General features: G+C 69.0%; 20 protein-coding genes. 12 read left to right on the top strand and 8 right to left on the bottom strand.

Annotation, left to right across the window (positions count from 1 at the left end):
* Positions 1 to 12 precede the first annotated feature (12 nt).
* Positions 13 to 690, bottom strand: coding sequence for a dihydrodipicolinate reductase (locus ACV22W_RS31365; protein WP_448023298.1), 678 nt, complete (start codon positions 688 to 690; stop codon positions 13 to 15).
* 321 nt (positions 691 to 1011) lie between these two features.
* Between ACV22W_RS31365 and ACV22W_RS31360 the strand changes: the two genes are divergently transcribed.
* Both ACV22W_RS31360 and ACV22W_RS31355 read left to right on the top strand, forming a co-directional pair.
* Positions 1012 to 1725: an SDR family NAD(P)-dependent oxidoreductase gene (locus tag ACV22W_RS31360; RefSeq protein WP_448023297.1), complete on the top strand. Its 714-nt coding sequence runs from the start codon at positions 1012 to 1014 to the stop codon at positions 1723 to 1725.
* A 177-nt stretch (positions 1726 to 1902) separates the two neighbouring features.
* Positions 1903 to 2100 carry an oxidoreductase-like domain-containing protein gene (locus ACV22W_RS31355; protein ID WP_448023295.1) on the top strand — a complete coding sequence of 66 codons (198 nt, stop codon included), beginning with the start codon at positions 1903 to 1905 and terminating at the stop codon, positions 2098 to 2100.
* 69 nt (positions 2101 to 2169) lie between these two features.
* Here the strand turns inward: ACV22W_RS31355 and ACV22W_RS31350 are convergent, their stop codons facing one another.
* Positions 2170 to 3630: an MFS transporter gene (locus ACV22W_RS31350; protein ID WP_448023293.1), complete on the bottom strand. Its 1461-nt coding sequence runs from the start codon at positions 3628 to 3630 to the stop codon at positions 2170 to 2172.
* Between the two features lie 137 nt (positions 3631 to 3767).
* Here ACV22W_RS31350 and ACV22W_RS31345 point away from each other — a divergent pair, with 137 nt between their 5' ends.
* Positions 3768 to 4640 (top strand): LysR family transcriptional regulator, encoded by an 873-nt coding sequence (locus tag ACV22W_RS31345; RefSeq protein ID WP_448023291.1) that lies wholly within the window; start codon positions 3768 to 3770, stop codon positions 4638 to 4640.
* A gap of 196 nt (positions 4641 to 4836) precedes the next feature.
* On the top strand, positions 4837 to 5157 hold the full coding sequence (locus ACV22W_RS31340) for a DUF7660 family protein (protein ID WP_448023289.1): 321 nt from the start codon (positions 4837 to 4839) through the stop codon (positions 5155 to 5157).
* 40 nt (positions 5158 to 5197) lie between these two features.
* Here ACV22W_RS31340 and ACV22W_RS31335 read toward each other — a convergent pair whose 3' ends face one another.
* Complete coding sequence (locus ACV22W_RS31335; protein WP_448023288.1) at positions 5198 to 6097, bottom strand: LysR family transcriptional regulator; 900 nt, start codon at positions 6095 to 6097, stop codon at positions 5198 to 5200.
* A gap of 99 nt (positions 6098 to 6196) precedes the next feature.
* On the opposite strand from ACV22W_RS31335, the gene ACV22W_RS31330 reads away from it, so the two are divergent.
* Positions 6197 to 7177 carry an NAD-dependent epimerase/dehydratase family protein gene (locus ACV22W_RS31330; RefSeq protein WP_448023287.1) on the top strand — a complete coding sequence of 327 codons (981 nt, stop codon included), beginning with the start codon at positions 6197 to 6199 and terminating at the stop codon, positions 7175 to 7177.
* A 76-nt stretch (positions 7178 to 7253) separates the two neighbouring features.
* Here ACV22W_RS31330 and ACV22W_RS31325 read toward each other — a convergent pair whose 3' ends face one another.
* The 5 genes from ACV22W_RS31325 to ACV22W_RS31305 all read right to left on the bottom strand — a co-directional run bounded on the left by ACV22W_RS31325 (position 7254) and on the right by ACV22W_RS31305 (position 12188).
* Complete coding sequence (locus ACV22W_RS31325) at positions 7254 to 7955, bottom strand: DUF2848 domain-containing protein (protein WP_448023286.1); 702 nt, start codon at positions 7953 to 7955, stop codon at positions 7254 to 7256.
* 49 nt (positions 7956 to 8004) lie between these two features.
* Positions 8005 to 9324, bottom strand: coding sequence for an MFS transporter (locus tag ACV22W_RS31320; RefSeq protein ID WP_448023284.1), 1320 nt, complete (start codon positions 9322 to 9324; stop codon positions 8005 to 8007).
* Between the two features lie 68 nt (positions 9325 to 9392).
* The gene (locus ACV22W_RS31315; RefSeq protein ID WP_448023283.1) at positions 9393 to 10079 is read right to left on the bottom strand and encodes a hypothetical protein; all 687 of its coding nucleotides are present in this window, start codon (positions 10077 to 10079) and stop codon (positions 9393 to 9395) included.
* 99 nt (positions 10080 to 10178) lie between these two features.
* Positions 10179 to 11213, bottom strand: a complete 1035-nt coding sequence (locus tag ACV22W_RS31310; protein ID WP_448023281.1) for a LysR family transcriptional regulator — start codon at positions 11211 to 11213, stop codon at positions 10179 to 10181.
* A gap of 183 nt (positions 11214 to 11396) precedes the next feature.
* The gene (locus ACV22W_RS31305; protein WP_448023279.1) at positions 11397 to 12188 is read right to left on the bottom strand and encodes an SDR family NAD(P)-dependent oxidoreductase; all 792 of its coding nucleotides are present in this window, start codon (positions 12186 to 12188) and stop codon (positions 11397 to 11399) included.
* A 317-nt stretch (positions 12189 to 12505) separates the two neighbouring features.
* On the opposite strand from ACV22W_RS31305, the gene ypfJ reads away from it, so the two are divergent.
* The 7 genes from ypfJ (at position 12506) to ACV22W_RS31270 (ending at position 20991) form a co-directional block, all read left to right on the top strand.
* On the top strand, positions 12506 to 13381 hold the full coding sequence (gene ypfJ, locus ACV22W_RS31300) for a KPN_02809 family neutral zinc metallopeptidase (RefSeq protein WP_448023277.1): 876 nt from the start codon (positions 12506 to 12508) through the stop codon (positions 13379 to 13381).
* 411 nt (positions 13382 to 13792) lie between these two features.
* The gene (locus ACV22W_RS31295) at positions 13793 to 14521 is read left to right on the top strand and encodes a helix-turn-helix transcriptional regulator (RefSeq protein ID WP_448023275.1); all 729 of its coding nucleotides are present in this window, start codon (positions 13793 to 13795) and stop codon (positions 14519 to 14521) included.
* Positions 14522 to 14718: 197 nt separating this feature from the next.
* A complete protein-coding gene (locus ACV22W_RS31290) occupies positions 14719 to 16221 on the top strand; it encodes an aldehyde dehydrogenase family protein (protein WP_448023273.1) in 1503 nt (500 codons plus the stop codon).
* An 88-nt stretch (positions 16222 to 16309) separates the two neighbouring features.
* Entirely contained in the window at positions 16310 to 17650 is a 1341-nt protein-coding gene (locus tag ACV22W_RS31285) for an aminotransferase class III-fold pyridoxal phosphate-dependent enzyme (RefSeq protein ID WP_448023272.1), read from the top strand.
* 253 nt (positions 17651 to 17903) lie between these two features.
* Positions 17904 to 19406, top strand: coding sequence for an APC family permease (locus tag ACV22W_RS31280; RefSeq protein ID WP_448023271.1), 1503 nt, complete (start codon positions 17904 to 17906; stop codon positions 19404 to 19406).
* Complete coding sequence (locus tag ACV22W_RS31275) at positions 19403 to 19993, top strand: DUF3156 family protein (protein ID WP_448023269.1); 591 nt, start codon at positions 19403 to 19405, stop codon at positions 19991 to 19993. Before ACV22W_RS31280 ends, ACV22W_RS31275 begins: the two co-directional genes overlap by 4 nt.
* Positions 19994 to 20052: 59 nt before the next feature.
* A complete protein-coding gene (locus ACV22W_RS31270) occupies positions 20053 to 20991 on the top strand; it encodes a helix-turn-helix domain-containing protein (RefSeq protein WP_059819686.1) in 939 nt (312 codons plus the stop codon).
* Positions 20992 to 21067 lie beyond the last annotated feature (76 nt).

The raw sequence follows: 21067 nt of genomic DNA, 5'->3' as shown, positions 1-21067 counted from the left end.
GCATCGTCGCGCCTACAGCCAGCCGTTGTGAATGAACTCGACGATCGAGTACCGGCGAGGTTCGAGCTCGTGCTGCCGGACGGCCTCGACGATCCGCGACACGCCATCCGCGTAAGGCGACGCGCCGTATACGCGGGATTCGAATTGCAGGCTGCATGCGCCGTCCTCGATGCGGATCCGGTGGAACGCATGACGGCCGAGTTGGTCGTCGGGAATCTGCAACGCGTCGCGCTGCTCGGCGGGGTCACGCACGGAGTGGATGTCCAGCGCCGGAACGCCGAGCGACCGGCCGATGCCGACCGCGGTGCCGGGCACGGACGTCTTGCTCGCCTGATGCGACTCCGTCACGCTGATGTGGCAGTCGCGAAACAGATGGCCGCTGGTTTCCAGCATGCTCATGAACTTGAGCATAAGGATGTTCGTATTCGGACAGAGCACGACGGGGAAGTCGTGCGATCCGGTTTCGAGGTCGGAGCCGGTGGACAGCTCGACGAGCGGCGACCCCGTTGCGCGGCAGAATTCGATCGCCGCAGGCAGCTCTCGGCCGGATCCTGCGTGCACGACGATCGAACGGACGTCGCCGCGTGCGGGGTCCGACCAGGCCATCACGCGACAGGTTGCCGGGTCGAGCCGGTGTGAGCCGAGCAGTTCGGTTGCCAGCTTGCCGGTGCCAACGACGAGTACTTGCATGGGATAGACGGGTTGAGGTTCGGGGTTCGATACGCAAACGGCGCGGGCCGTTCGGCGACTCGGCGCGATCACGGTGCATCGTGCGGCGCGCCGTGATCGCGCATTATGCCCGGCGGCCCGCGGTCACGCGTGGTGCGCACCTGCGAAGCCGCAGTGGATCGTCGGATCGACTTCCTCGATGGTGACGCATCCGTCGCAGCGCGCACGGAGGCGTGAACGGCGCTACGCTGTCGAAACGCCGGGCGGGCACGCCCGTATCGCGGCCGGCATCGTACCGAACCGCGTATCATCCCACTCCCTTCGACTCAGGAGAACACATCGATGGCCCACGACTTGAAAGGCAAAGCTGTCGCAATCACCGGCGGATTCGGCCACCTCGGCGTCGCAACCGCCGCCTGGCTCGGCCGGCACGGCGCGCGCGTCGCGCTGATCGGCCGTGGCCCAGCGCCGGACGCGCAGGCGTTGCCCGGCGTGCCGGCCGATGCGCTGCGCCTCGGCCGCATCGATCTCGTCGATCCGCAGGCGGCTGCGTGCGCACTTGATACCGTGAATCGCGAATTCGGCCGGGTCGACGCGCTGCTGAATATTGCAGGCGCGTTCGTGTGGCAGACGATCGCCGATGGCGACGCGGCCACATGGGACCGCATGTACGAATTGAACGTGAAGACGGCGCTGAATGCGTCGAAGGCCGCGCTGCCGTATCTGGTGGCGAGCCCGGCGGGCCGCATCGTCAACATCGGCGCGGGCGCGGCGTTCAAGGCAGGCGCGGGAATGGGCGCGTATGCGGCCGCGAAAGCGGGCGTCGCGCGACTCACCGAGGCGCTGGCGGCGGAACTGCTCGATCGCGGCGTGACCGTGAATGCGCTGTTGCCGAGCATCATCGACACACCGCCGAACCGCGCGGACATGCCCGACGCGGATTTCACGCGCTGGGTCCGGCCCGAACAGATCGCCGCGACGATCGGGTTCCTGCTGTCGACTGACGCGCAGGCGATCACCGGTGCATCGATTCCCGTGAACGGTCGCGTGGCGTAGCGGATGGCGGACGGTCGCACTCGAGCATGACGTCAGGGCATGCGAAATCGCGCACGCAGCAGTTGCGTGACCGTCGCGATTTCGATCGGCAGGTTGCGCGGCTGCATACGGCCGGCATGCCTGCATGCGGCGGACCATCACCGTATACTGGGCGTTCGACATCATGTGACTGAAGCCGTGACCAAGCCTGCCTCCGCGGAAACGCTCGCCGACGATCCGCGTCCCACCCCGCCCGAACAACCCGAACTGGAAGATTGCTGCAACAGCGGCTGCTCGCCGTGCGTTTTCGACCTGTACGACGAAGCGCTGGCGCGCTATCGCGTCGAGCTGGCCGAATGGGAAGCGCGGCACGCGCAACGCAAACATCACAAGTGAGGTTGATGCCGGCAAGCGATCGCGCATGCCCCGATTCGCTGCCGGCGATGTGTCGTCCGGCCTGCGTCGTCACGTGCCGGCCCGCAACCGACGATGCATCGGCCCCAGTGCGGCCGACAACGCGACACACACGAGCAGCACGACCGTCAGCGCCCACATCGCCGTCCTGAACCCTTGCACGTAGTCGAGCGCGCCCGGCTGCGCGCCGAGCCGCGCGAAGAACAGCCCGCCGAGTGTCGCCGCCCCGACGGCCGCGCCGATCTGCAGCATCGTGCTGACCATGCCCGATGCGACCCCGGCGCGCGCCGCGTCGACTTCCGCGAGCACGATCCGCACGACTGACGGCAGCACGAGGCCTTGTCCGATGCCGATCGCCGCGATGCCCGCGTAAAAGCCCGGGCCGGGCGCGTGGTCGCCGGCCAGTGCGGCGGCGGTCGCGACGCCGGCCGCGAGCATCGCGAAGCCGAGCGTGAGCACGCGATGGCCGCCGAACCGGTCGACGAGGCGCGGCATCAGCAGCGGGCTCGCGAGGAAGCCGATGCCGAGCGGCAGGATCGCCAGCCCCGACGCGAGCGGCGACCAGTTCAGGCAGCCCTGCAGATAGATCCCGTAGCTCAGGAAGAATGCACTCAGCATGTAGAACAGGAACGCGAGCGTGAGCCCGAGCGCGACGACCGGATTGCGCAGCAGGCGCACGTCGAGCAGCGCATCGCGGCCGCCGGCGAGCCGGCGCGCTTCGACCGCCAGCAGCGCGCCGAGCATCGGCAGCGCGCCGGCGATGCACGCGGCCATCCACAGCGGCCAGCCTGCCTCGCGTCCGTGCGTGAGCGGATAGACGAGCATCAGCAGGGACAGCGACAGCAGTACCGTGCCGGGCACGTCGATACGCTGGCCGCGCGGCGGCCGGCTTTCCGGGATGAAGCGCCAGCTGCCGAGCAGCGCGAGGATGCCGATCGGCACGTTGACCAGGAAGATCGCGCGCCAGCCGAGCCCGAACGGATGCAGGCTGATCAATGCGCCGCCGCCCAGCTGGCCGATCACGGCCGCGAGGCCGAACACGAAACCGTAGAAACCCATCACGCGCACCTGCTCCTGTGGGCTGAACACGCTGCGGATCGTCGCGAGCACCTGCGGCGCGAGGATCGCGGCGAACAGGCCCTGCAGCACGCGGCCGCCGACCAGCACCGCGCCGCTGCCGGCGAGCCCGCACAGCGTCGATGCGACGACGAAGCCGGCCATCCCGATCATGAACATCCGCTTGCGGCCGTACAGGTCGCCCAGACGCCCGCCGGTGATCTGCACGACCGCGTTCGCGCACGCGTAGGCCGACACGACGAGCTGCAGCTCGGACGGTCGTGCGCCGATGCCGTCGCGGATGGCCGGCAGCGCGAGATTCACGATGAAGTAGTCGAGCGGCGGCAGAATGGCGCCGACCAGCAGGACCACGAGCGCCCAGCCGTGATGGCTGCGCGGCGGCGCCGCGGCGGCCGAGCCGGCCGGCGCGCAAGGGGCGAGGGTGTTGTCGGTCATGAACGGAAGTCCGGAAGAAAGAGGGCCGCAACGTAGGTCGAAACCCGTTGAACCGACATTCTGCGGATTGCAGATTAATCGGAAAAGCGGGAATTAGTGGTAGCATCCATCGGGTTATTCGATGGATGGAGAGGGTGATGCGCGGTTTCGATCTGGATCAGTTGCGCACTTTCGCGGCGGTGGCGGATGCGGGCAGCCTTACGGCGGCCGCGCCGTTGCTGCATCTGTCACAGTCGACGGTGAGCGAGCAGGTGCGCAAGCTCGAATTGCGCGCCGGCGTGCCGCTGTTCGTGCGCAGCAAGCGCGGCGTGGAGCCGACGCCGGCCGGCGCACGTTTGCTGCAGCATGCGCGCCGCATCGTCGCACTGAACGAGGCCGCGTTCGACGAAGTTCGCGGACGGGCGATCAAGGGCGAGTTGCGCGTCGCGATCACCGATTACTACCGGACGCATGAAGTCGCGGGCCTGCTCGCGCGGTTGCGGGAGTGCTACCCGCAACTGAGCCTGCACGTGAGCGCGATGAAGAGCGCCGAGATCGAAGCCGCGCATGCGCGCGGACAGATCGATCTCGGTGTCGTGATGAACCTGTCGAGCGGCCCGTTCCGGCCCGCGTCGGCCGATACGCGCTGGGTGTTGCGGCGCGAGCCGCTATCGTGGGTCGCGTCGCCCGCGCTCGCCGAGCAATTGCCCGAGCCGTTGCCGCTCGTGCTGCTGCCGGACGACTGCATGATGCATCAGATCGCCGTGCGCTCGCTCGACGAGCAGCACGCGCCGTATGTGCTCGTGCACAGCGCGTCGGGTGTCGCGGGGCTGCAGTCGATGCTGGCGGCGGGGCTCGGCGTCGGCTGCCTGTGCGCATCGGCGATCGGCGAGGGTCTCGTGCGGCTCGGCGCGAAATACCGGCTGCCGGCGCTGCCCGACGCCGTGTTCTCGCTGACGCCGCCGATGCCGGGCGAACGCGCGACGGTCACGCAGGCGCGCGAGGTGCTGTCGCGGCAGTTGCTGATGTGACGCAGGCATGCGCGTCGGCGCGGAGGCACGTATTCGACGGGAGTCGTTACCGATGAAAATATCGGGAGATTTCGGGGGCGTTGCTCGAGCGGCTCGGGCTGGTCCATTTCGACGATTTCTTCATCGTCGAGGAAAGGTATCCCGGTTGGTGCGAGGTGGAAGCTTTCCGAACGTTGCGTAGCAGGGGGCGAGACGCATGAACGACGAACTGAAAAGCGAGATGGCCGCGCGGCTGCAGCACGCGCTGGAGCGGGTGGTCGACGAGCGCTCGCTGATCCATTTCCTGCGCGTGCTCGGCCACGACTGGCACAAGGAGCGTCAGCTCGACGCCGACGTGCCGCCGTCGCCGTTCGCGGCCGCCGCGCTCGGCTGGGAAAACCGCTCGATCGGCGAGTATCTGGAGGCGATGGTCGACTGGGCCGAGGCGTCCGAGGACGGGCTGCGTTGCTACGACCTGCCCGACAACCCGTGGCGACGCGTGGCCGACATCCTGTTCGCCGGCAAGATCCACGAATAGCGCGTTGCAGCGATGCGCGAGCGCAGAGGGCTGGAGCGACCTAGTCGGCCGTCCCTTCGGCATATGCGCGCAGCCCGTTCGCCAATGCATCGAACACGGCCCGGCAACGCGGGCTCGCGCGCAGATCTTCGTGCATGACCACCCAGGTTTCCAGTTTCATCGCGGGCCCGTCCGGCAGCACGCGCACGAGCCGCGCATCGCGCTGCGCGAGCCGGTTCTGACAGAAGCCGATCCCGTAGCCGGCGCGAATCATCGCAAGTTGCGCGAGATTGCTGTCGGTACGCAGCGCGAACGCATCGCGCTTCCACAGCGGCATCCCGCGTCCCGCGGAGCGGATGAACGGCGTCACCGTATCGAAACCGATCAGCGCGTGATGCGCGAGTTCGTCCGTCGACGACGGCGTCCCGTTGCGCGCCAGATAATCGTCGCGGGCATGCAGCGCGACGTCGATCTCGCCGATGCGCCGTGCGACGAGCGCTTCCTGCGCGGGCCGCGCCATCCGCACTGCGATGTCGGCCTCGCGGTTCAGTACGTCCTGGATGCGGTCGGTCGGCACCAGTTCGATGACGAGCCCTGGATGGTCGCGCCGCAACTGCGCAAGCATCGGTGGCAGCACCTCGACCGCGATCACGTCGCTGGCCGAGATCCGGACGGTGCCGCGTACACCCGCGCCGTGACTCGCGGCCGCGCGCTCGAACGCGGCCGCCGCGCTGCGCAACGCCTCGGCATGACCGCGCAGCGCGAGCGCCGCCTCGGTCGGCAGCAGCCCCGACGGCGAGCGCGTGAACAGCGTCTGGCCGAACGCGGCCTCCAGCGCCGCGACGTGACGGCCGGCCGTTGGCTGCGTGATGCCGAGCGCGCGCGCCGCGGCCGACAGCGAGCCTTCCGTCAGCACGGCGAGGAAGGTGCGGTAGCGTTCCCAGTTCATATCGATGGTCATGCATAAATGTATAGCTGATCCATTGGGTTCGGCAATTCCTTATTAGGCGGCTCCGCGCCAGAATGCGTGCAGACAACGGTTCATTCACGGAGAGCGGCCATGACGGCAAACGCAGGCGGAACGCAACGACAGGCACTCGTGCTCGGCGCGAGCGGAGGCATCGGCGGCGAGGTCGCGCGTCAGTTGCGCGATGCCGGCTGGCAGGTGCGCGCGCTCAAGCGCGGGCTCGACGCCGGGACGGTGGAGCGCGACGGGATCGCATGGATGCGTGGCGACGCGCTCGACCGCGACGCGGTGGTCCGGGCGGCGCGCGGCTGCAGCGTGATCGTGCATGCGGTGAACCCGCCGGGCTACCGGAACTGGTCGACGCAGGTGTTGCCGATGCTCGACAACACGATCGCGGCGGCGACGGTGGCGCAGGCGACCGTCGTGCTGCCGGGGACGATCTACAACTACGGCCCCGACGCGTTTCCCGAGTTGCGCGAAGACGCGCCGCAGCATCCGGTGACGCGCAAGGGCGCGATCCGCGTCGAGATGGAGCGGCGGTTGCAGGCGGCGACCGCGCAGGGCGTCCGGACGATCATCGTGCGGGCCGGCGATTTCTTCGGGGCGCATGCGGGCAACAACTGGTTCGGGCAGGGGCTCGTCAAGGCCGGGCGGCCCGTCGCGGCCATCAGCGTGCCGGGCCGGCCGGGCGTCGGCCATCAATGGGCGTACCTGCCGGACGTCGCGCGCACGATGGTCGAGCTGCTCGAGCGACGCGACACGCTCGAGCCGTTCGCGCGCTTCCATCTCGGCGGTTATTGGGACAAGGACGGCACGCAGATGGCGCAGGCCGTGCGCCGCGTCGCGCAGCGGCACGGGATGCGGCCGACGGTGCGACGATTCCCGTGGTGGCTCGTGTGGGCCGCGGCGCCGTTCGTCACGACGATGCGCGAGATGCTAGAGATGCGCTATCTGTGGCGCGAGCCGCTCCGGATGGACAACGCGCGGGTGACGGCGGTGCTGGGCCGCGAGCCGATGACGCCGCTCGATACCGCGGTCGAGACGGCGCTCGCCGGGCTGGGCTGCTTGCGATGACGGCGGGCGGCGCAGGCGGATGGCCGGACCGCATGCGGTTCATGTCCTCGATCGCATGCGCATCCGCCACCTTCCATCATGCGACGACCGGCAGTACCTCGACCGCATACCGGTGCCGGAGACTGCGCCCGAGCACCGGATCGTGCAATTCCATCTCGAACGTGTCACCGTCACCCATCGCCGCGATCGCGCCGTGCACGGCGACCGTGCCGCCGAACATCGCGCAGCGCGCGGGCGTCGTGCGCCGGTCGTCGAAGCGCTGCCACAGCGCATCGGGCGCAAGGAGCCCGCTGACGGAACCGTGCTGATACGCGACGCGCTCTCCGCCGGGTCTGATCAACCACGAACGCATCTCGATCGCGTCCCAGTGACCGGCGATGTCCGCATGGCGCCACGCATCGCGGCCGAGCGGTTTCGCGCATATCTGCTTCGACACCGCGACGCCGTAGGCCTCGACTTCCCGATCCGTATGATCGGAACCGACCGTCACCAGCGTGCCGACCGGGCTGTCGATCAGCACGCACTCGATCTCGCCGCCCGAGCGTGCGCCGAGCACGCTGATCGATGCCGCCTGCGTGAGCAGCGCGGACGACACGCGATAGAAGCACGGCGTGGTCGACGGCGGCGCGACGCCGAGCGCCGCGAGTTCGTCGATGTGTGCGCGGATCGCGTCCGGATCGCGGCCGGCCCAGCCGGCAATCACGACGCGTTCGATTTCGACGTCGACATGAGCGGGGGCGCCTTGCGTGGACATCACGTTGAACGACAGGGCTTGCATGCGGGGATCCATTTGAAGTGCGAATGAATGAAACGATCGGCAGGGAAGCTCAGTCCGCGAGCGGCCGGTGCGCGGTCTCGCGCGCGGCCAGCAGCGCGATCGACGTGACGACGAGCGACGCGGTGACATACAGCGACACGGCCGTCGTCGTCCCCGTCTGGCGGAACAGCGTCGCGATCACGAGTGGCGCGAAGCCGCCGCCGACGATGCCCGCGAGCGTGTAGGCCAGCGACGAGCCCGCGTAACGCACGCGCGTCGGGAACTGTTCGGTGACGAACGCGCCCTGCGGGCCGTACATCGCCGCGTGGATCACGAGGCCGATCGCAACCGCCGCGACGATCGGGCCAGGCCGCGCCGAATCGAGCAGCGTGAAGAACGCGAACGCCCACACGATCCCGGCGATCGCGCCGGCGAAGTACACGGGGCGGCGTCCGAAACGGTCCGACAGCGCGCCGAAGAACGGCACCGCGAGTGCGTTGCAGGCCGTGCCGACCATCACGGCCGTCAGCGCGACCGGGCGCGACAGGTGCAGCACGGTCGTCACGTAGGTCAGCGTGAACACGACGATCAGCGCGTACAGCACGTCGGAGCCGATGCGCGAGCCGCCCGCGATCAGCAGGCGCCGCCAGTGACACTTCAGCACTTCGGCGACGGGCACCTCGGCGGTCGCGTGCGATTCCGCGAGCTGCTCGAATTGCGGCGTTTCGTCGACCCCGCGCCGCAACCAGAAGCCGAACACGACGAGCAGCGCGCTGGCCGCGAACGGCACGCGCCAGCCCCACGACAGGAAGGTGTCGGACGTGGTGGCGAGCGTCACGAGCGCGATGCAGCCGGTGCCGAGCAGCGTGCCGAACGACGGGCCGATCTGCGTCCACGACGCGGACAGCCCGCGCCGCTTCTGGTCGCCGTGCTCCACCGACAGCAGCACCGCGCCGGCCCATTCGCCGCCGAGCGCGACACCCTGCACGAAGCGCAGCGCGACGAGCAGGATCGGGCTCAGGATGCCGGCCTGCGCATACGTCGGCAGCGCGCCCATCAGCGCGGTCGTCACGCCCATCAGCACGAGCGTGAGCATCAGCACCGCGCGGCGCCCGATGCGATCGCCGAGGTTGCCGAACACGAAGCCGCCGAGCGGACGCGACACGTAGCCGACCGCATAGGTCGAGAACGCGAGGATCGTGCCGGCCAGCGGATCGACCGACGGAAAGAACAGATGATTGAAGACGAGCGCGGCGAGCGTGTTGTAGATCGTGAAGTCGTACCACTCGAGCGACGTGCCGATCATGCTCGCGGTCGCGAGTCGGCTGTTGCGGACGCGGCGGGGTGCGTGGGCGGCGGGCTGGGCGAGAGTGCTCATGGTGTCGGGCATGTCGTGAAGGATGACGGGACGACGCGCGTGCCGATGACGGACGACGCGGGCGGTGGCGAAGTCGGCGTTCAGGCCGGCTGGGCGGCGGCGGCCGGTTTCGTTTCGGCGTCGCGACCGGCAGCCGGCAGCGGCGCGGCGGCGCGCCACAGCAGGTCGAAAGTGCGCACGTCGTCGTGACCGGCGATGGCGGCGGCGACGCGGCGCGTGGCAGCCGCATCGCTGCCCTCGATCAGCACGAGCGCGTCGGCGGCCGGGCGCGCAGCCGCATCGGCGCCGATCGGCGCGGACAGGTCGGGCACGGTGCGGAACAGCCGTGCCGCATGGATGCCGGGTTCACTCAGCACCGCGTCGAAGCGCTCGCGCAGGCGCGGCGCGTCGACGCGCTCGGGCGGCAGCACGAACAGCGCGAGATGAATGCCTTCGCCATCGCCGGCCTCGATCGTCAGTTCGCCGACTCGCCGCTGCGTGCGCGTCATCCGTTCGAAGTTCGCGAGCGACCAGGCGGTCTGCTGCGTGAATGCGCGCCGGTACGCGTCGCTGCGAAATACGTCGAGCGTGTCCGTCACGTAGAGCGCCAGATACTTGCGCGGGCCGCCGTCGGTCGCGCGAAACCGCCGCGCATGCGTGAAGCCGGGAATCGCGACGCGCTCCTGCATGTGCTCGCGGTCGTACCACGCGTTGAAATCGGCTTCGTGCGCGGGGTCGATGTCCGTCCAGACGCAGAGCTGGCCGTGTGGAAGGGAAGGGCGGGTCATTGCGGATTCCTCGTGACGGGGTATGTCAGGAACCGCAGTGTCCCGAAGACGGGCTGCGCCCGTCCAACAAGAAAACAAATTCGCGGTGAACAGATTTTCTTATGAGCGGCGCGGACGGTGTTTCGCCGGCGTGGCGGGCGGTGCGGATTTCGGCGTGCGTTTGACCGCTGGGGTTTTGGTTATTTTCGCGGGGCGGACGGAGGTTTTGCCGACAGCCTCGTCCTTTGCCGATACGCCCGTCTTCGCATGACTCGACGCGGCCGGCATCGCGCGTGCGACTTCGCTCGCCAGTTCGGCGATGCGCGCGGCGACCGGCAGGCCCTGTGTGCGATACGATGCGACGAGCGGCAGCGCGGGGAATTCGGGTTCGACGTCGAGCAGTTCGAGCGCGCCTTCCTGCAGTTCGCGCCCGATGATCGCGGGCGGCAGCGCAGCCACGCCGAAGCCGTCGGCGACGAGCCGGATCATCGCGGCGACCGATGTAATGCAGTTGATGCTGGCCGGCCGTTCGACTGCCGCGAACAGCCGTTCGATCGTTGCGTGCGGCCCCGAGTGACGCGAGAAGCTGATGATCGGATACGCGGCAAGTCGCGCGACGTCGAGCCGTTCGCCGCCGAGCCCGAGGCGCGGGCTGGCCGCCCAGCGCACCGGGAATTCGCACAGCGGCAGGTTCGTGAAGTCGGGGCCCGGCACCGGGTCGGTCTGCAGGATCAGGTCGACGCCATCGGTGCTCAGCAGGCGAGCCAGATGCAGTGTCGTATCGCTCGTGATTTCGACGTCGAGGCGCGGATAGCGCTCGCGCAATTGCGCCATCAACGCCGGAAACCAGCTGTGCACGATCGATTCGATCACCCCGATCCGGATCAGGCCCGCGTCGCTCGCGGCGTCGATGTCGCGCCGCATCTCGCTGTCGAGCCGCACGATCCGCTCCGCGTACGCGAGCATGCGCCGCCCCGCGGGCGTGAGCGTGGCTGAGCGCGCGTTGCGGTCGAACAGACGCACGTCGAACGCCTCTTCGAGCGACGCGATGCGGCTCGACACGGCCGCCTGCGTCGTGTGCAGTTTCTCGGCCGTGAGCCGGAAGTTCTCCAGCTTGGCGAGCCAGACGAAGGTTTCAAGAAACCGGATGTTCATCGAATTCCGAGCGGTGAGGCCATGCCGCGCGCGGGGCGGCGGGATCGGTCGATGTTAGCGGATTTCCGGGGCGGGAAACGCGCGGTGCGTGCCGGGGCGGCCGCTCGAGTGCCGGAACGCATGCGCGCGACGGCGCGCGGCCGCCCGCAACGCTGTTTCACGTGGGCTTCGTGTCTCCCGGCATCACAGCTTGTCGAACGCGAGCGTCGGCACATCGACGACCATCGCACCGCCGTCGGCGATGAGCGTCGCGCCGGTCATGAACGACGCGTCGGGCGACGCCAGGAACGCGCACACGGCCGCGATCTCGTCCGGTTCGGCCGCGCGCCGCAGCGGCACGTCGGCACTGACGCGCGCGTAGGCGCCGTCGAGCGTGTCGCCGTGAGCGGACATCAGCGGCTCCATTTCCGCATCGGCCATCGGCGTGCGAACCCAGCCCGGGCACACCGCGTTCGCGCGCACGCCGTGCGGCCCGTAGTCGCGTGCGAGCGAACGCGCGAGCCCGAGCAACGCATGCTTGCCGACCGTATAGCCGCATACGCCGGGCCCAGCCGCCAGCGCGGCGATCGACGCGACCAGCACGATGCTGCCGCGCCGCGCGATCAGGTCGGGCAAGCACGCGCGTGCGCTGACGAACGCGGTGTCGAGGTTCGCATGCATCGCGTCGCGCCATTGCGTGTCGTCGGTTTCGTCGGCGCGGCCGAGACCGTGGCCACCGGCGCATGCGACGAGCGCATCGACGGGGCCGAACCGTGCGGCGATCTCGGACAGGAAACGGGCCCAGTCGGCCGTGCTCGCGGCGTCGCCGGCGAGCGCGAGGCCGCCCGTCTCGGCAGCGAGCGCGTCGAGCGGCACAAGGCGCCGCCCGATCAGCGCGACGCGATCGCCTCGCGCGGCGAAGCGGCGCGCGCACGCGGCGCCGATGCCGGTGCCTGCGCCGGTGATCGCGATCGTACGAGGTTGCGGGTGCGCCATGTCGTTCTCCGGAAGGTGTCGTTTCCAGTCACTTTAGGCGGCGCCGACGCACGCCGGTATCCGCCGAAAGGATGAACGCGTATCGGGCCGACCGGCCAGATCGCGGTCATTTTGCAAAGGCTGACGATGTTCGGCGCCGAATCGCTCTATCCTCCGTATTTTTGCGATGCGTCGCAAAAGCACGGCAAAATGGCGCGGGCGCGCCCGCGCATCAATGCAGGGCGCGACGGCCGGCCGATGGCGCGGGACGCGGCGGCCGATCGCCCGGTCGCGCATCGCGCGGCCGGACCATCGACAAGAACAGGGAGGGGCCGGCAATGAGGCTGGACGACGAAAGAGAAAGCGTGAACGTCGAGGATCGACGCGGCGGCGGGTTCGGCGGCGGGCGCGCGACGATCGGCATCGGCACGATCGTGGTCGCGCTGGCCGCATCGTATTTTTTCGGGATCGACCCGCGCGTCGTGCTCGAAGGCGCGTCGGCGCTGCAGGGCCGGCAGCAGCAGGCGCAGCCCGCGCCTGCGCAGCACCAGGGCGCGCCGGCGAACGATCCCGGCGCGGTGTTCACGCGCAAGGTGCTCGGCAATATCGAGCGCACGTGGACGGGCGTGTTCAACACCCAGTTGCATGCGCAGTACCAAGCGCCGAAGCTCGTGATGTTCACGAACTCGACGCCGACCGCGTGCGGCACCGGCCAGACCGCGATGGGCCCGTTCTACTGCCCGGGCGATCGCAACGTGTACATCGATCTCGGCTTCTACGACGAACTGCGCAAGCGGTTCGGCGCGGGCGGCGATTTCGCGCAGGCCTACGTGATCGCGCACGAAGTCGGCCATCACGTGCAGAACCTGCTCGGCATTTCCGACAAGGTCGATGCCGCGCGCCGCCGTTCGAGCGAAGCGCGCTCGAACGCGCTGTCGGTCCGGATGGAACTGCAGGCCGACTGCTTCGCCGGCGTGTGGGCGAACAACGCGCAGCGCGCGAACCAGCGGCTGATGGAGCCCGGCGATTTCGAGCAGGGGCTGAAGGCGGCCGCCGCGATCGGCGACGATCGGTTGCAGCAGCAAGGCCAGGGCTACGTCGTGCCGGAGAGCTTCACGCACGGCACCAGCGAGCAGCGCGTGTACTGGCTGCGGCGCGGGATGGAGTCGGGCGAAGTGAGCGCCTGCGACACGTTCGCCGCGAACGCGCACTGATATTGACCGACAGGGCGGGGCGCGCATGTCGCCGCGCCTTCGTTTCGAGGCCGCACGCGCGGCCGCTCCGGAAACTTCGTCGATCGCGCTCGATCGGCGCGCGCGATGTTCCGCGCCGTCTTCGACGTCCATTCCCGGTCCCGCGGCTCGCGGCGCATGCCTTCCCGATGCAGATTCCGTCGTCGAGACTCAGCCGGCGCGTCCGATGTCTCGCGCCACCCTCGACGGCCATCGTCGACCGCACGGTTCGCGGCGCATGATTTCCTGACGTAGATTCGGTTGTCGCGACACGGCTGGTGCGTCCGCCCGTCAGCACCAGCAGACGAATTGCCGATTTGTGCTCACCGGCCCATTTCGGTGCCGGTAGGCTGGCCCGAACTTCGACGCGTTCGGCCGCCGGCCGCTCCCATCATGCCGACTTCACCCGTTGCCGCCGACCACGAAGCCGCCGACTGGCAGCGCGCGCTGCGCGCGTGCGTCGATGCGTTCGACGCGTTCGCGAGCCCGTCCGCGATCGTGTTCTACCGGCTCGACCTGAGCGGCGAGCCGGCCGATTTCGAGCTGTTCGGCATGCCCGAGTCGATGCATCGCGCCTACATCGCGCGCTACCGGATGCTCGATCCGCTACATCCGTCGCGCTGCTCGGCGGGCGTTCACGCGGTCGTGACGCTGGCTTCCCAATTGCCTGACGAGAGACGCGATGCGTCCGCATACTGGACTCGTTTCCTGCAACGGCACGATGTTGCCGACGTCGTCGAGATCTGGCTGCGCGACGACGCGGGCCGGACGGTCGGCGCGTTTTCGCTGCTGCGCTTCGGGAAAGGTGGCGCGGGCAACAGCACGGCGGGGCGATTCGCGCCCGGCGAGGTCGATGCGCTGGCACGATTGCAGCCGATCGCCGAAGCCGCGCTGGCCCCGTTGCTGCGCGCGCGGCGCGGGATTCACCGGATCGATTGCGAGGAGCGGCTGACCCACCGGGAGGAGCAGATCGCCCGCCTCGTACGCGACGGCCGCTCGAACAAGGAGATCGCGCGCGATCTCGCGCTCGGCCAACCGACCGTCAAGACGCATCTGATGCGGATGTACCGCAAGCTCGGCGTGTCGAACCGCACCGAGCTGGTCGGCACATTGTTCCTGTAGTTCTTTCCTCACCCCATGCACCGCGCGATTCATCCGACGATAGCGCGGCGCTTGCCAGGTTCCCGACTCACCCGCGTTTCGATCCCCGCGCGCTTGCCAATTTGCGCTCACCGGGCGCGATCCCTCGTCGCTACAGTGGTTCGACACCCGCATGCCGGCGCGCACGCGGCCCAGCCATGACAATCATCGAGACGCCCATGAGCACCACGAACTTCGTCGCGGTCAGCGACACCGTGCGCACCTTCGTCGCACGCGATTTCGGCCTTTTCATCGACGGCGCCATGCAGCCAGCGCACGCGGCCGCGCGGGTCGACGTGTACGACCCGTCGACGGGCGAGCGCCTCGCGACGGTCGCGGATGCCGGCGCGCACGACGTCGACCGCGCCGTCGCCAGCGCGAAACACGCATTCGACACGCGCGTGTGGAGCGGGCTGCGCCCGGCCGACCGCGAGCGCATCCTGCTGAAGCTCGCCGACCTGATCGAGGCCGACGCCGAAACGCTCGCGCAGCTCGAAACGCTGAACCAGGGCAAGTCGATCCACGTGTCGCGCGCGATCGAGGTCGGCGCGAGCGTCGAATACGTGCGCTACATGGCCGGCTGGGCGACCAAGATCACCGGCCAGACGCTCGACGTGTCGATCCCGTTTCCGCCCGGCGCGCGCTATACGGCCTATACGCGCAAGGAGCCGGTCGGCGTGGTCGCCGCGATCGTGCCGTGGAATTTTCCGCTGATGATCGCCGTGTGGAAGCTGATTCCGGCGCTCGCGGCCGGCTGCACGATCGTGTTGAAGCCGTCGCCGGAAACGCCGCTCACCGCGCTGCGCCTCGCCGAACTCGCCCTCGACGCCGGCGTGCCGCCCGGCGTGTTCAACGTCGTCACCGGCGGACGCACGTGCGGCGCCGCGCTGGCGAGCCACCCGTCGATCGCGAAGATCTCGTTCACGGGTTCGACCGCGACCGGCAAGCTGGTCGGCGCGGCGGCCGTGCAGAACATGACGCGCTTCTCGCTCGAACTCGGCGGCAAGAACCCGATCGTGATGCTCGACGACGTCGACGTCGCGCAGGCGCTCGACGGCGTCGCCGCCGGTGCGTTCTTCAACCAGGGGCAGGTGTGCGCGGCCGCGTCGCGCATCTACGTGCACCGCAGCAAGTTCGCGCAGCTCGCGGACGGCCTCGCGGGCGTCGCGCAGTCGATGAAGCTCGGCGCGGGCCTCGACACCACCGCGCAGATCAACCCGCTCGTCTCCGCGCACCATCGCGACACGGTCGTCCGGCACATCGACGGCGCGCGCCGCGCGGGCCTCACGTTCCTCGCGGGCGGCGCGCCGGCGGACGACCTGCCCGGCTACTACGTGAAGCCGGCCGTGATCGCCGATCCGCATCCCGACAGCGCGATCGTGCGCGACGAGGTGTTCGGTCCGGTGATCGTCGTCGTGCCGTTCGACGATGCGGCCGAGGCCGTGCGTCTCGCGAACGCGTCGCCGTACGGCCTCGCGGCGAGCATCTGGAGCAACGACCTGAAGCGCGTGATGAACCTCGTGCCGCAGATCGAGGCCGGCACCGTGTGGGTGAACTGTCACATTCCGCTCGACCCGTCGATGCCGTTCGGCGGCTACAAGCAGTCGGGCATCGGCCGCGAGTTCGGCCAGTACGCGATCGAAGGCTTCACCGAAACCAAATCCGTGTGCATCGCGCATTGACGCGCGGCGCCCGTTCCGACCACCCCGACAACCTCGAACCTCGGCCGCGGGCGGTCGAAGTTCAAACGATCCGAAAGTGGAGACTGCAATGAGCTACAACGAAGCGAAGTTCTGGCACCCGATGCTGCACCCGAACGAAATGAAACAGCGCAAGCCGATCCGCATCGTGCGCGGCGACGGCTGCTACGTGTTCGACGAAACCGGCAAGCAGCTGGTCGACGGCGTCGCGGGCCTGTGGAACGTGAACGTCGGGCACAACCGCCAGGAAGTGAAGGACGCGATCGTGCGCCAGCTCGACGAGCTCGAATACTTCCAGCTGTTCGACGGCATCTCGCATCCGCGCGCGGAAGAACTGTCGAAGAAGCTGATCGACATGCTGGAGCCGGAAGGGATGCGCCGCGTGCTGTACAGCTCGGGCGGCTCCGACTCGATCGAGACCGCGCTGAAGATCGCGCGCCAGTACTGGAAGGTGCGCGGCCAGGCCGACCGTACCAAGTTCATCTCGCTGAAGCAGGGCTATCACGGCACGCACTTCGGCGGCGCGTCGGTGAACGGCAACACGGTGTTCCGCCGCAACTACGAACCGAACCTGCCCGGCTGCTTCCACGTCGAGACGCCGTGGCTGTACCGCAATCCGTTCACGCAGGATCCGGAGGAACTCGGCCGCATCTGCGCGGAAATGCTCGAGCGCGAGATCCAGTTCCAGAGCCCCGACACGGTCGCCGCGTTCATCGCGGAGCCGGTGCAGGGCGCGGGCGGCGTGATCGTGCCGCCGGCCAACTACTGGCCGCTCGTGCGCGAGGTGTGCGACCGCTACGGCGTGCTGCTGATCGCCGACGAAGTCGTGACGGGCTTCGGCCGCAGCGGCAGCATGTTCGGCAGCCGCGGCTGGGGCGTGCGCCCGGACATCATGTGTCTCGCGAAGGGAATCTCGTCCGGCTACGTGCCGCTCGGCGCGACGGCCGTGAACGCGCGGATCGAGGATGCGTTCGCCGCGAACGCGGATTTCGGCGGCGCGATCATGCACGGCTACACGTATGCCGGGCATCCGGTCGCGTGCGCGGCCGCGATCGCGAGCCTCGACATCGTCGTGAAGGAGGACCTGCCGGCGAACGCGGCGAAGCAGGGCGCGTATCTGCTCGAAGCGCTGCAGTCGTTCCCCGAACGCTTCGCGGCGGTCGGCGAGGTGCGCGGCAAGGGGCTGATGCTCGCGCTCGACCTCGTCGCGAACAAGCAGACCCGCGAGCCGATCGACCCGCTGTCCGGCTATGCGAACGCGGTCGCGGAAGTGGCGCGCGCGCACGGCGTGCTGGTGCGCCCGGTCGGCACGAAGATCATCCTGTCACCGCCGCTCGTGATCCAGCGCGAGCAGCTCGACCGGATCGTCGACGCGCTCGCGGCGGGCTTCGAGGCCGTGCCGTTCGCGTGAGGCCGTGACGGCATGAGCGCATGACGCCGAACCGGCGGTGGAGGGCGGGATAACCCGTGCGCCACCGCCGGTTTGCCGATTTGCGCTATGACCGGATTATTTTGCCTGCGTATTTTTTCGACATCGGATCCGGATTGGATCGACAGGGGCCCGGTGGCGACGCGCTGAAGCGCCGCCCCGGGCCGACCGCGAAGCACGGAACGGAGCAGGCGCCGCAGCGCCGGTGCCGGCCCAAAAAGGGAAGGAGACGAAGATGTCGGGATGGCCTGGAGTGACCGGCGCCGCGGGCGATACGCCCGCCGGCGCGTCGGCTGAAGCGGGCGGCGGCACGGTGCTGAAGGCGGGCGCGGTCGGTTTCCCGACCGCGCTGGCGAGCGCCGTCGGCCTCATCATGGCGAGCCCGGTGATTCTCACCGCGACGTCGGGCTTCGGAATGGGCGGCTGGGCGTTCGCGGTCGCGATGATCATCGCGTTCGTGATGATGCAGGCGCAGGCGACGACGTTCTCCGAAGCCGCCGCAATGCTGCCGACGGCGGGCTCGGTTTACGATTACCTGTCGTGCGGGCTCGGCCGCTTCTGGGCGATCACCGGCACGATATCCGCGTATTTCCTCGTACACGTGTTCGCCGGCACGGCGGAGACGATCCTGAGCGGCATCATGGCGCTCGTGAACTTCGAGTCGTTGAATGCCGCGTTCGAGAAGCACAACAGCTCGTGGCTCGTCGGCGTCGGCCTCGTCGTCACGTTTGCGATCACCAACATCATCGGCATCAAGGTGTTCAGCAAGCTCGAGATCGTGCTGACGGCCGGCATGTGGCTGTCGCTGATGATCTTCGGCATCCTCGGCCTCGCCGCCGCGCCGGCCGTGCATCTCGACGGCTGGTTCGGCGGCTCGGAAGTCGGCACGTCGGTGCCGGCGGTGCTGTCGCTGGTCGGGATGGCGATGTTCATGTTCGTCGGCTGCGAGTTCGTCACGCCGCTCGCGCCGGAAATGAAGGCGCCAGGCCGCACGATTCCGCGCGCGATGGCGCTCGGTCTCGTCGGCGTCGCGATCTGCATGTTCCTGTACGGCGCGGCGATCCGCCGCCAGGTCGCGAACGTGCCGGTGAGTCCGGACGGCCTCACGCATCTGCTCGACACGCCGGGCGCGATTCCCGCGTTCGCGCTGCAGGTGCTCGGGCCCTTCGGCCGCGTGTGGTTCGGCATCGCGTTCCTGTGCGCGGGCGCCGCGACGATCAACACGCTGATGGCCGGGCTGCCGCGCATCCTGTACGGGATGGCGATCGACGGCGCGCTGCCGCGCTGCTTCGCGTATCTGCATCCGCGCTTCAAGACGCCGGTGGTCGGCATCGTCGCGTCGGCGATCGTGCCGATCTTTCATGCGTGGCTGATCAACGGCAACCTCGACAGCATCCTGCACCTCGTGCTCGCCGCGACCTGCGCGTGGGGCACCGCGTATCTGCTCGTCACCGCGTCGGTCGTGATGCTGCGCATTCGCCGCCCGGATCTGCCGCGTCCGTATCGTTCGCCGTTGTTCCCGCTGCCGCAGATCGTGTCGAGCGTCGGTATCGTCCTCGCGATCTGGTACATCACGCCGCCCGGCATGAACGCGCGCGACATCTACGTGCCGTTCGGCGCGATGCTCGGGCTCACCGCGCTGTACGCGCTGTTCTGGACGCTCGTCGTGCAGCGCCGGCATCCGTTCAAACCGGTGCCGGTCGAGGAAGTGCTGCGCAACGAGCACGTCGCGTCGTGAGGCTCGCATTCGCCCGGTGGCGCGCGGCGCCCGACACACCGCCGCCCGGCCACCGGCCCGGCGCGATCGCCGCGCGCGTGCTGGCCGACCTCGGTGCGGCGCGCGATGCGAGCAGCGGCGCTGCCGAACCTCTGGCCCGGCTGCCGAATGGCGTGCACGTGGCCATCGACGAACGCGTCGACCGTCAGTTCCTGATGCATACGGTCAGCGTGCAGGTGTCGATCAGCGCGGACGGCCCGGCCGGGCAGGGCCATGCCCGCGTGCTGCAGACCGGGTGGCTGCGGCGCACCGGTGTCGCAGCCGAGCCCGCAGCGGGATGTGGCCCCGGATTCGTGCGGGCGGTGGCCGCGCTGGTCGCCGATTCGTCATTAGCCGACGCGCTGCGCCCGCTGCACCTGACCGACTGCACGATCGCCGCCCGCGACGGGCGCTGGACGCTCGCCGTCGTGCCGTTCGGCGGCAGCGAGATCGTGAACCGGATGCCGTCGTTTCGGCGTTATGTCCGCCTGACCGGCGAGCAGGCCACCGCACTGTCGGCGGCTTGCCTTGCGTTCGAAACTGCACTGCGCGGAATTTTGCGGGGGTAAGCTGTGCCGTTGCGCGCCGTGCGGCGCAACGTGGATTCAGGGTTTCACCGGAGATGCCGATGCTGTTCCAGTCACGCTCACACGAAGACGTGCATGACCACGGGCTCGCGATCGCGGGTTGGCATCAGGTCTACCGCCAGATGACGCCGGGCCGGTTCAGGGGCACCGTCACGCAGGTGCTGTACGACGAGTTCCATTTCTTCCGCGAGACGACCAACCGGCGTGTCGCGCAAACCGGCCTCGCTCCGGCCGGGCGCACGTCGCTCGCGGTGCCGCTGTCGATGCCGCTCGCCGGCACGTTCCAGGGCCAGCCGGTCGACGGCTATGCGCTGCTCGCGCTGCGCGCCGGCGAGGATTTCGAATTCCATACGCCGGAAGGGATGGGGCTCGTCGGGATCAGCGCCGCGTCGGACATGATCGACGAGCTGTGCGAAGCCGAGTTCGGTGCGGCCGGCGCGCGCAAGCTGCGGCACGTCACGCGGCTGTCGGACGCGCAAGGCGTCGCGCTCGGCGCGCGGCTGTCGTCGCTGATCGACGACGCGCAGCGCAACCCCGGCTGCCTGGAATACGCGGCCACCCGCAAGATGTTCCGCGACGCGATGCTCGGCATGTTCCTCGATGCGCTCGACCAGGGCATCGGCGTCGAGCGCCGCGACATCACGCACGCGACCTACAGCGATATCGTCAGCCGTTGCGAGAAACACCTGCGCGACCGGCCCGAGGAACCCGTCACCGTGCTCGAACTGTGCCGCGCGCTTCGCTGCAGCCGCCGCACGCTGCAGACGAGCTTCCAGCGCGTCGCCGACGTCACGCCCGTCGGCTATCTGCGCACGATCCGGCTGAATGCGGTGCGGCGCCTGCTGCGCACGACCTCGGCGCAGCAACTCGGCGTCGGCGAGGCCGCCGCGAGCTGGGGCTTCACGCATCTCGGCTATTTCGCACGCGAGTATCGCGACCTGTTCGGCGAGCTGCCGTCGCAAACCTTGCGTCCCGAATGACGTCCGCGCATCGCGACTGCGCCGCCGGGCATGGTCGCATGTCGCCCGTTCGCTTCATCGTTTGCTGATTTGGGAT

This window comes from Burkholderia sp. AW49-1 (assembly GCF_053427845.1).
This window is presented reverse-complemented; position numbering and strand designations above follow the sequence as displayed.

What these genes read in the sequence shown, in the direction of transcription:
- ACV22W_RS31365 (WP_448023298.1), bottom strand. Translation starts at nt 690, where the DNA reads ATGCAAGTACTCGTCGTTGGCACCGGCAAGCTGGCAACCGAACTGCTC.
- ACV22W_RS31360 (WP_448023297.1), top strand. Translation starts at nt 1,012, where the DNA reads ATGGCCCACGACTTGAAAGGCAAAGCTGTCGCAATCACCGGCGGATTC.
- ACV22W_RS31350 (WP_448023293.1), bottom strand. Translation starts at nt 3,630, where the DNA reads ATGACCGACAACACCCTCGCCCCTTGCGCGCCGGCCGGCTCGGCCGCC.
- ACV22W_RS31345 (WP_448023291.1), top strand. Translation starts at nt 3,768, where the DNA reads ATGCGCGGTTTCGATCTGGATCAGTTGCGCACTTTCGCGGCGGTGGCG.
- ACV22W_RS31340 (WP_448023289.1), top strand. Translation starts at nt 4,837, where the DNA reads ATGAACGACGAACTGAAAAGCGAGATGGCCGCGCGGCTGCAGCACGCG.
- ACV22W_RS31335 (WP_448023288.1), bottom strand. Translation starts at nt 6,097, where the DNA reads ATGACCATCGATATGAACTGGGAACGCTACCGCACCTTCCTCGCCGTG.
- ACV22W_RS31330 (WP_448023287.1), top strand. Translation starts at nt 6,197, where the DNA reads ATGACGGCAAACGCAGGCGGAACGCAACGACAGGCACTCGTGCTCGGC.
- ACV22W_RS31325 (WP_448023286.1), bottom strand. Translation starts at nt 7,955, where the DNA reads ATGCAAGCCCTGTCGTTCAACGTGATGTCCACGCAAGGCGCCCCCGCT.
- ACV22W_RS31320 (WP_448023284.1), bottom strand. Translation starts at nt 9,324, where the DNA reads ATGCCCGACACCATGAGCACTCTCGCCCAGCCCGCCGCCCACGCACCC.
- ACV22W_RS31315 (WP_448023283.1), bottom strand. Translation starts at nt 10,079, where the DNA reads ATGACCCGCCCTTCCCTTCCACACGGCCAGCTCTGCGTCTGGACGGAC.
- ACV22W_RS31310 (WP_448023281.1), bottom strand. Translation starts at nt 11,213, where the DNA reads ATGAACATCCGGTTTCTTGAAACCTTCGTCTGGCTCGCCAAGCTGGAG.
- ACV22W_RS31305 (WP_448023279.1), bottom strand. Translation starts at nt 12,188, where the DNA reads ATGGCGCACCCGCAACCTCGTACGATCGCGATCACCGGCGCAGGCACC.
- ypfJ (WP_448023277.1), top strand. Translation starts at nt 12,506, where the DNA reads ATGAGGCTGGACGACGAAAGAGAAAGCGTGAACGTCGAGGATCGACGC.
- ACV22W_RS31295 (WP_448023275.1), top strand. Translation starts at nt 13,793, where the DNA reads ATGCCGACTTCACCCGTTGCCGCCGACCACGAAGCCGCCGACTGGCAG.
- ACV22W_RS31290 (WP_448023273.1), top strand. Translation starts at nt 14,719, where the DNA reads ATGAGCACCACGAACTTCGTCGCGGTCAGCGACACCGTGCGCACCTTC.
- ACV22W_RS31285 (WP_448023272.1), top strand. Translation starts at nt 16,310, where the DNA reads ATGAGCTACAACGAAGCGAAGTTCTGGCACCCGATGCTGCACCCGAAC.
- ACV22W_RS31280 (WP_448023271.1), top strand. Translation starts at nt 17,904, where the DNA reads ATGTCGGGATGGCCTGGAGTGACCGGCGCCGCGGGCGATACGCCCGCC.
- ACV22W_RS31270 (WP_059819686.1), top strand. Translation starts at nt 20,053, where the DNA reads ATGCTGTTCCAGTCACGCTCACACGAAGACGTGCATGACCACGGGCTC.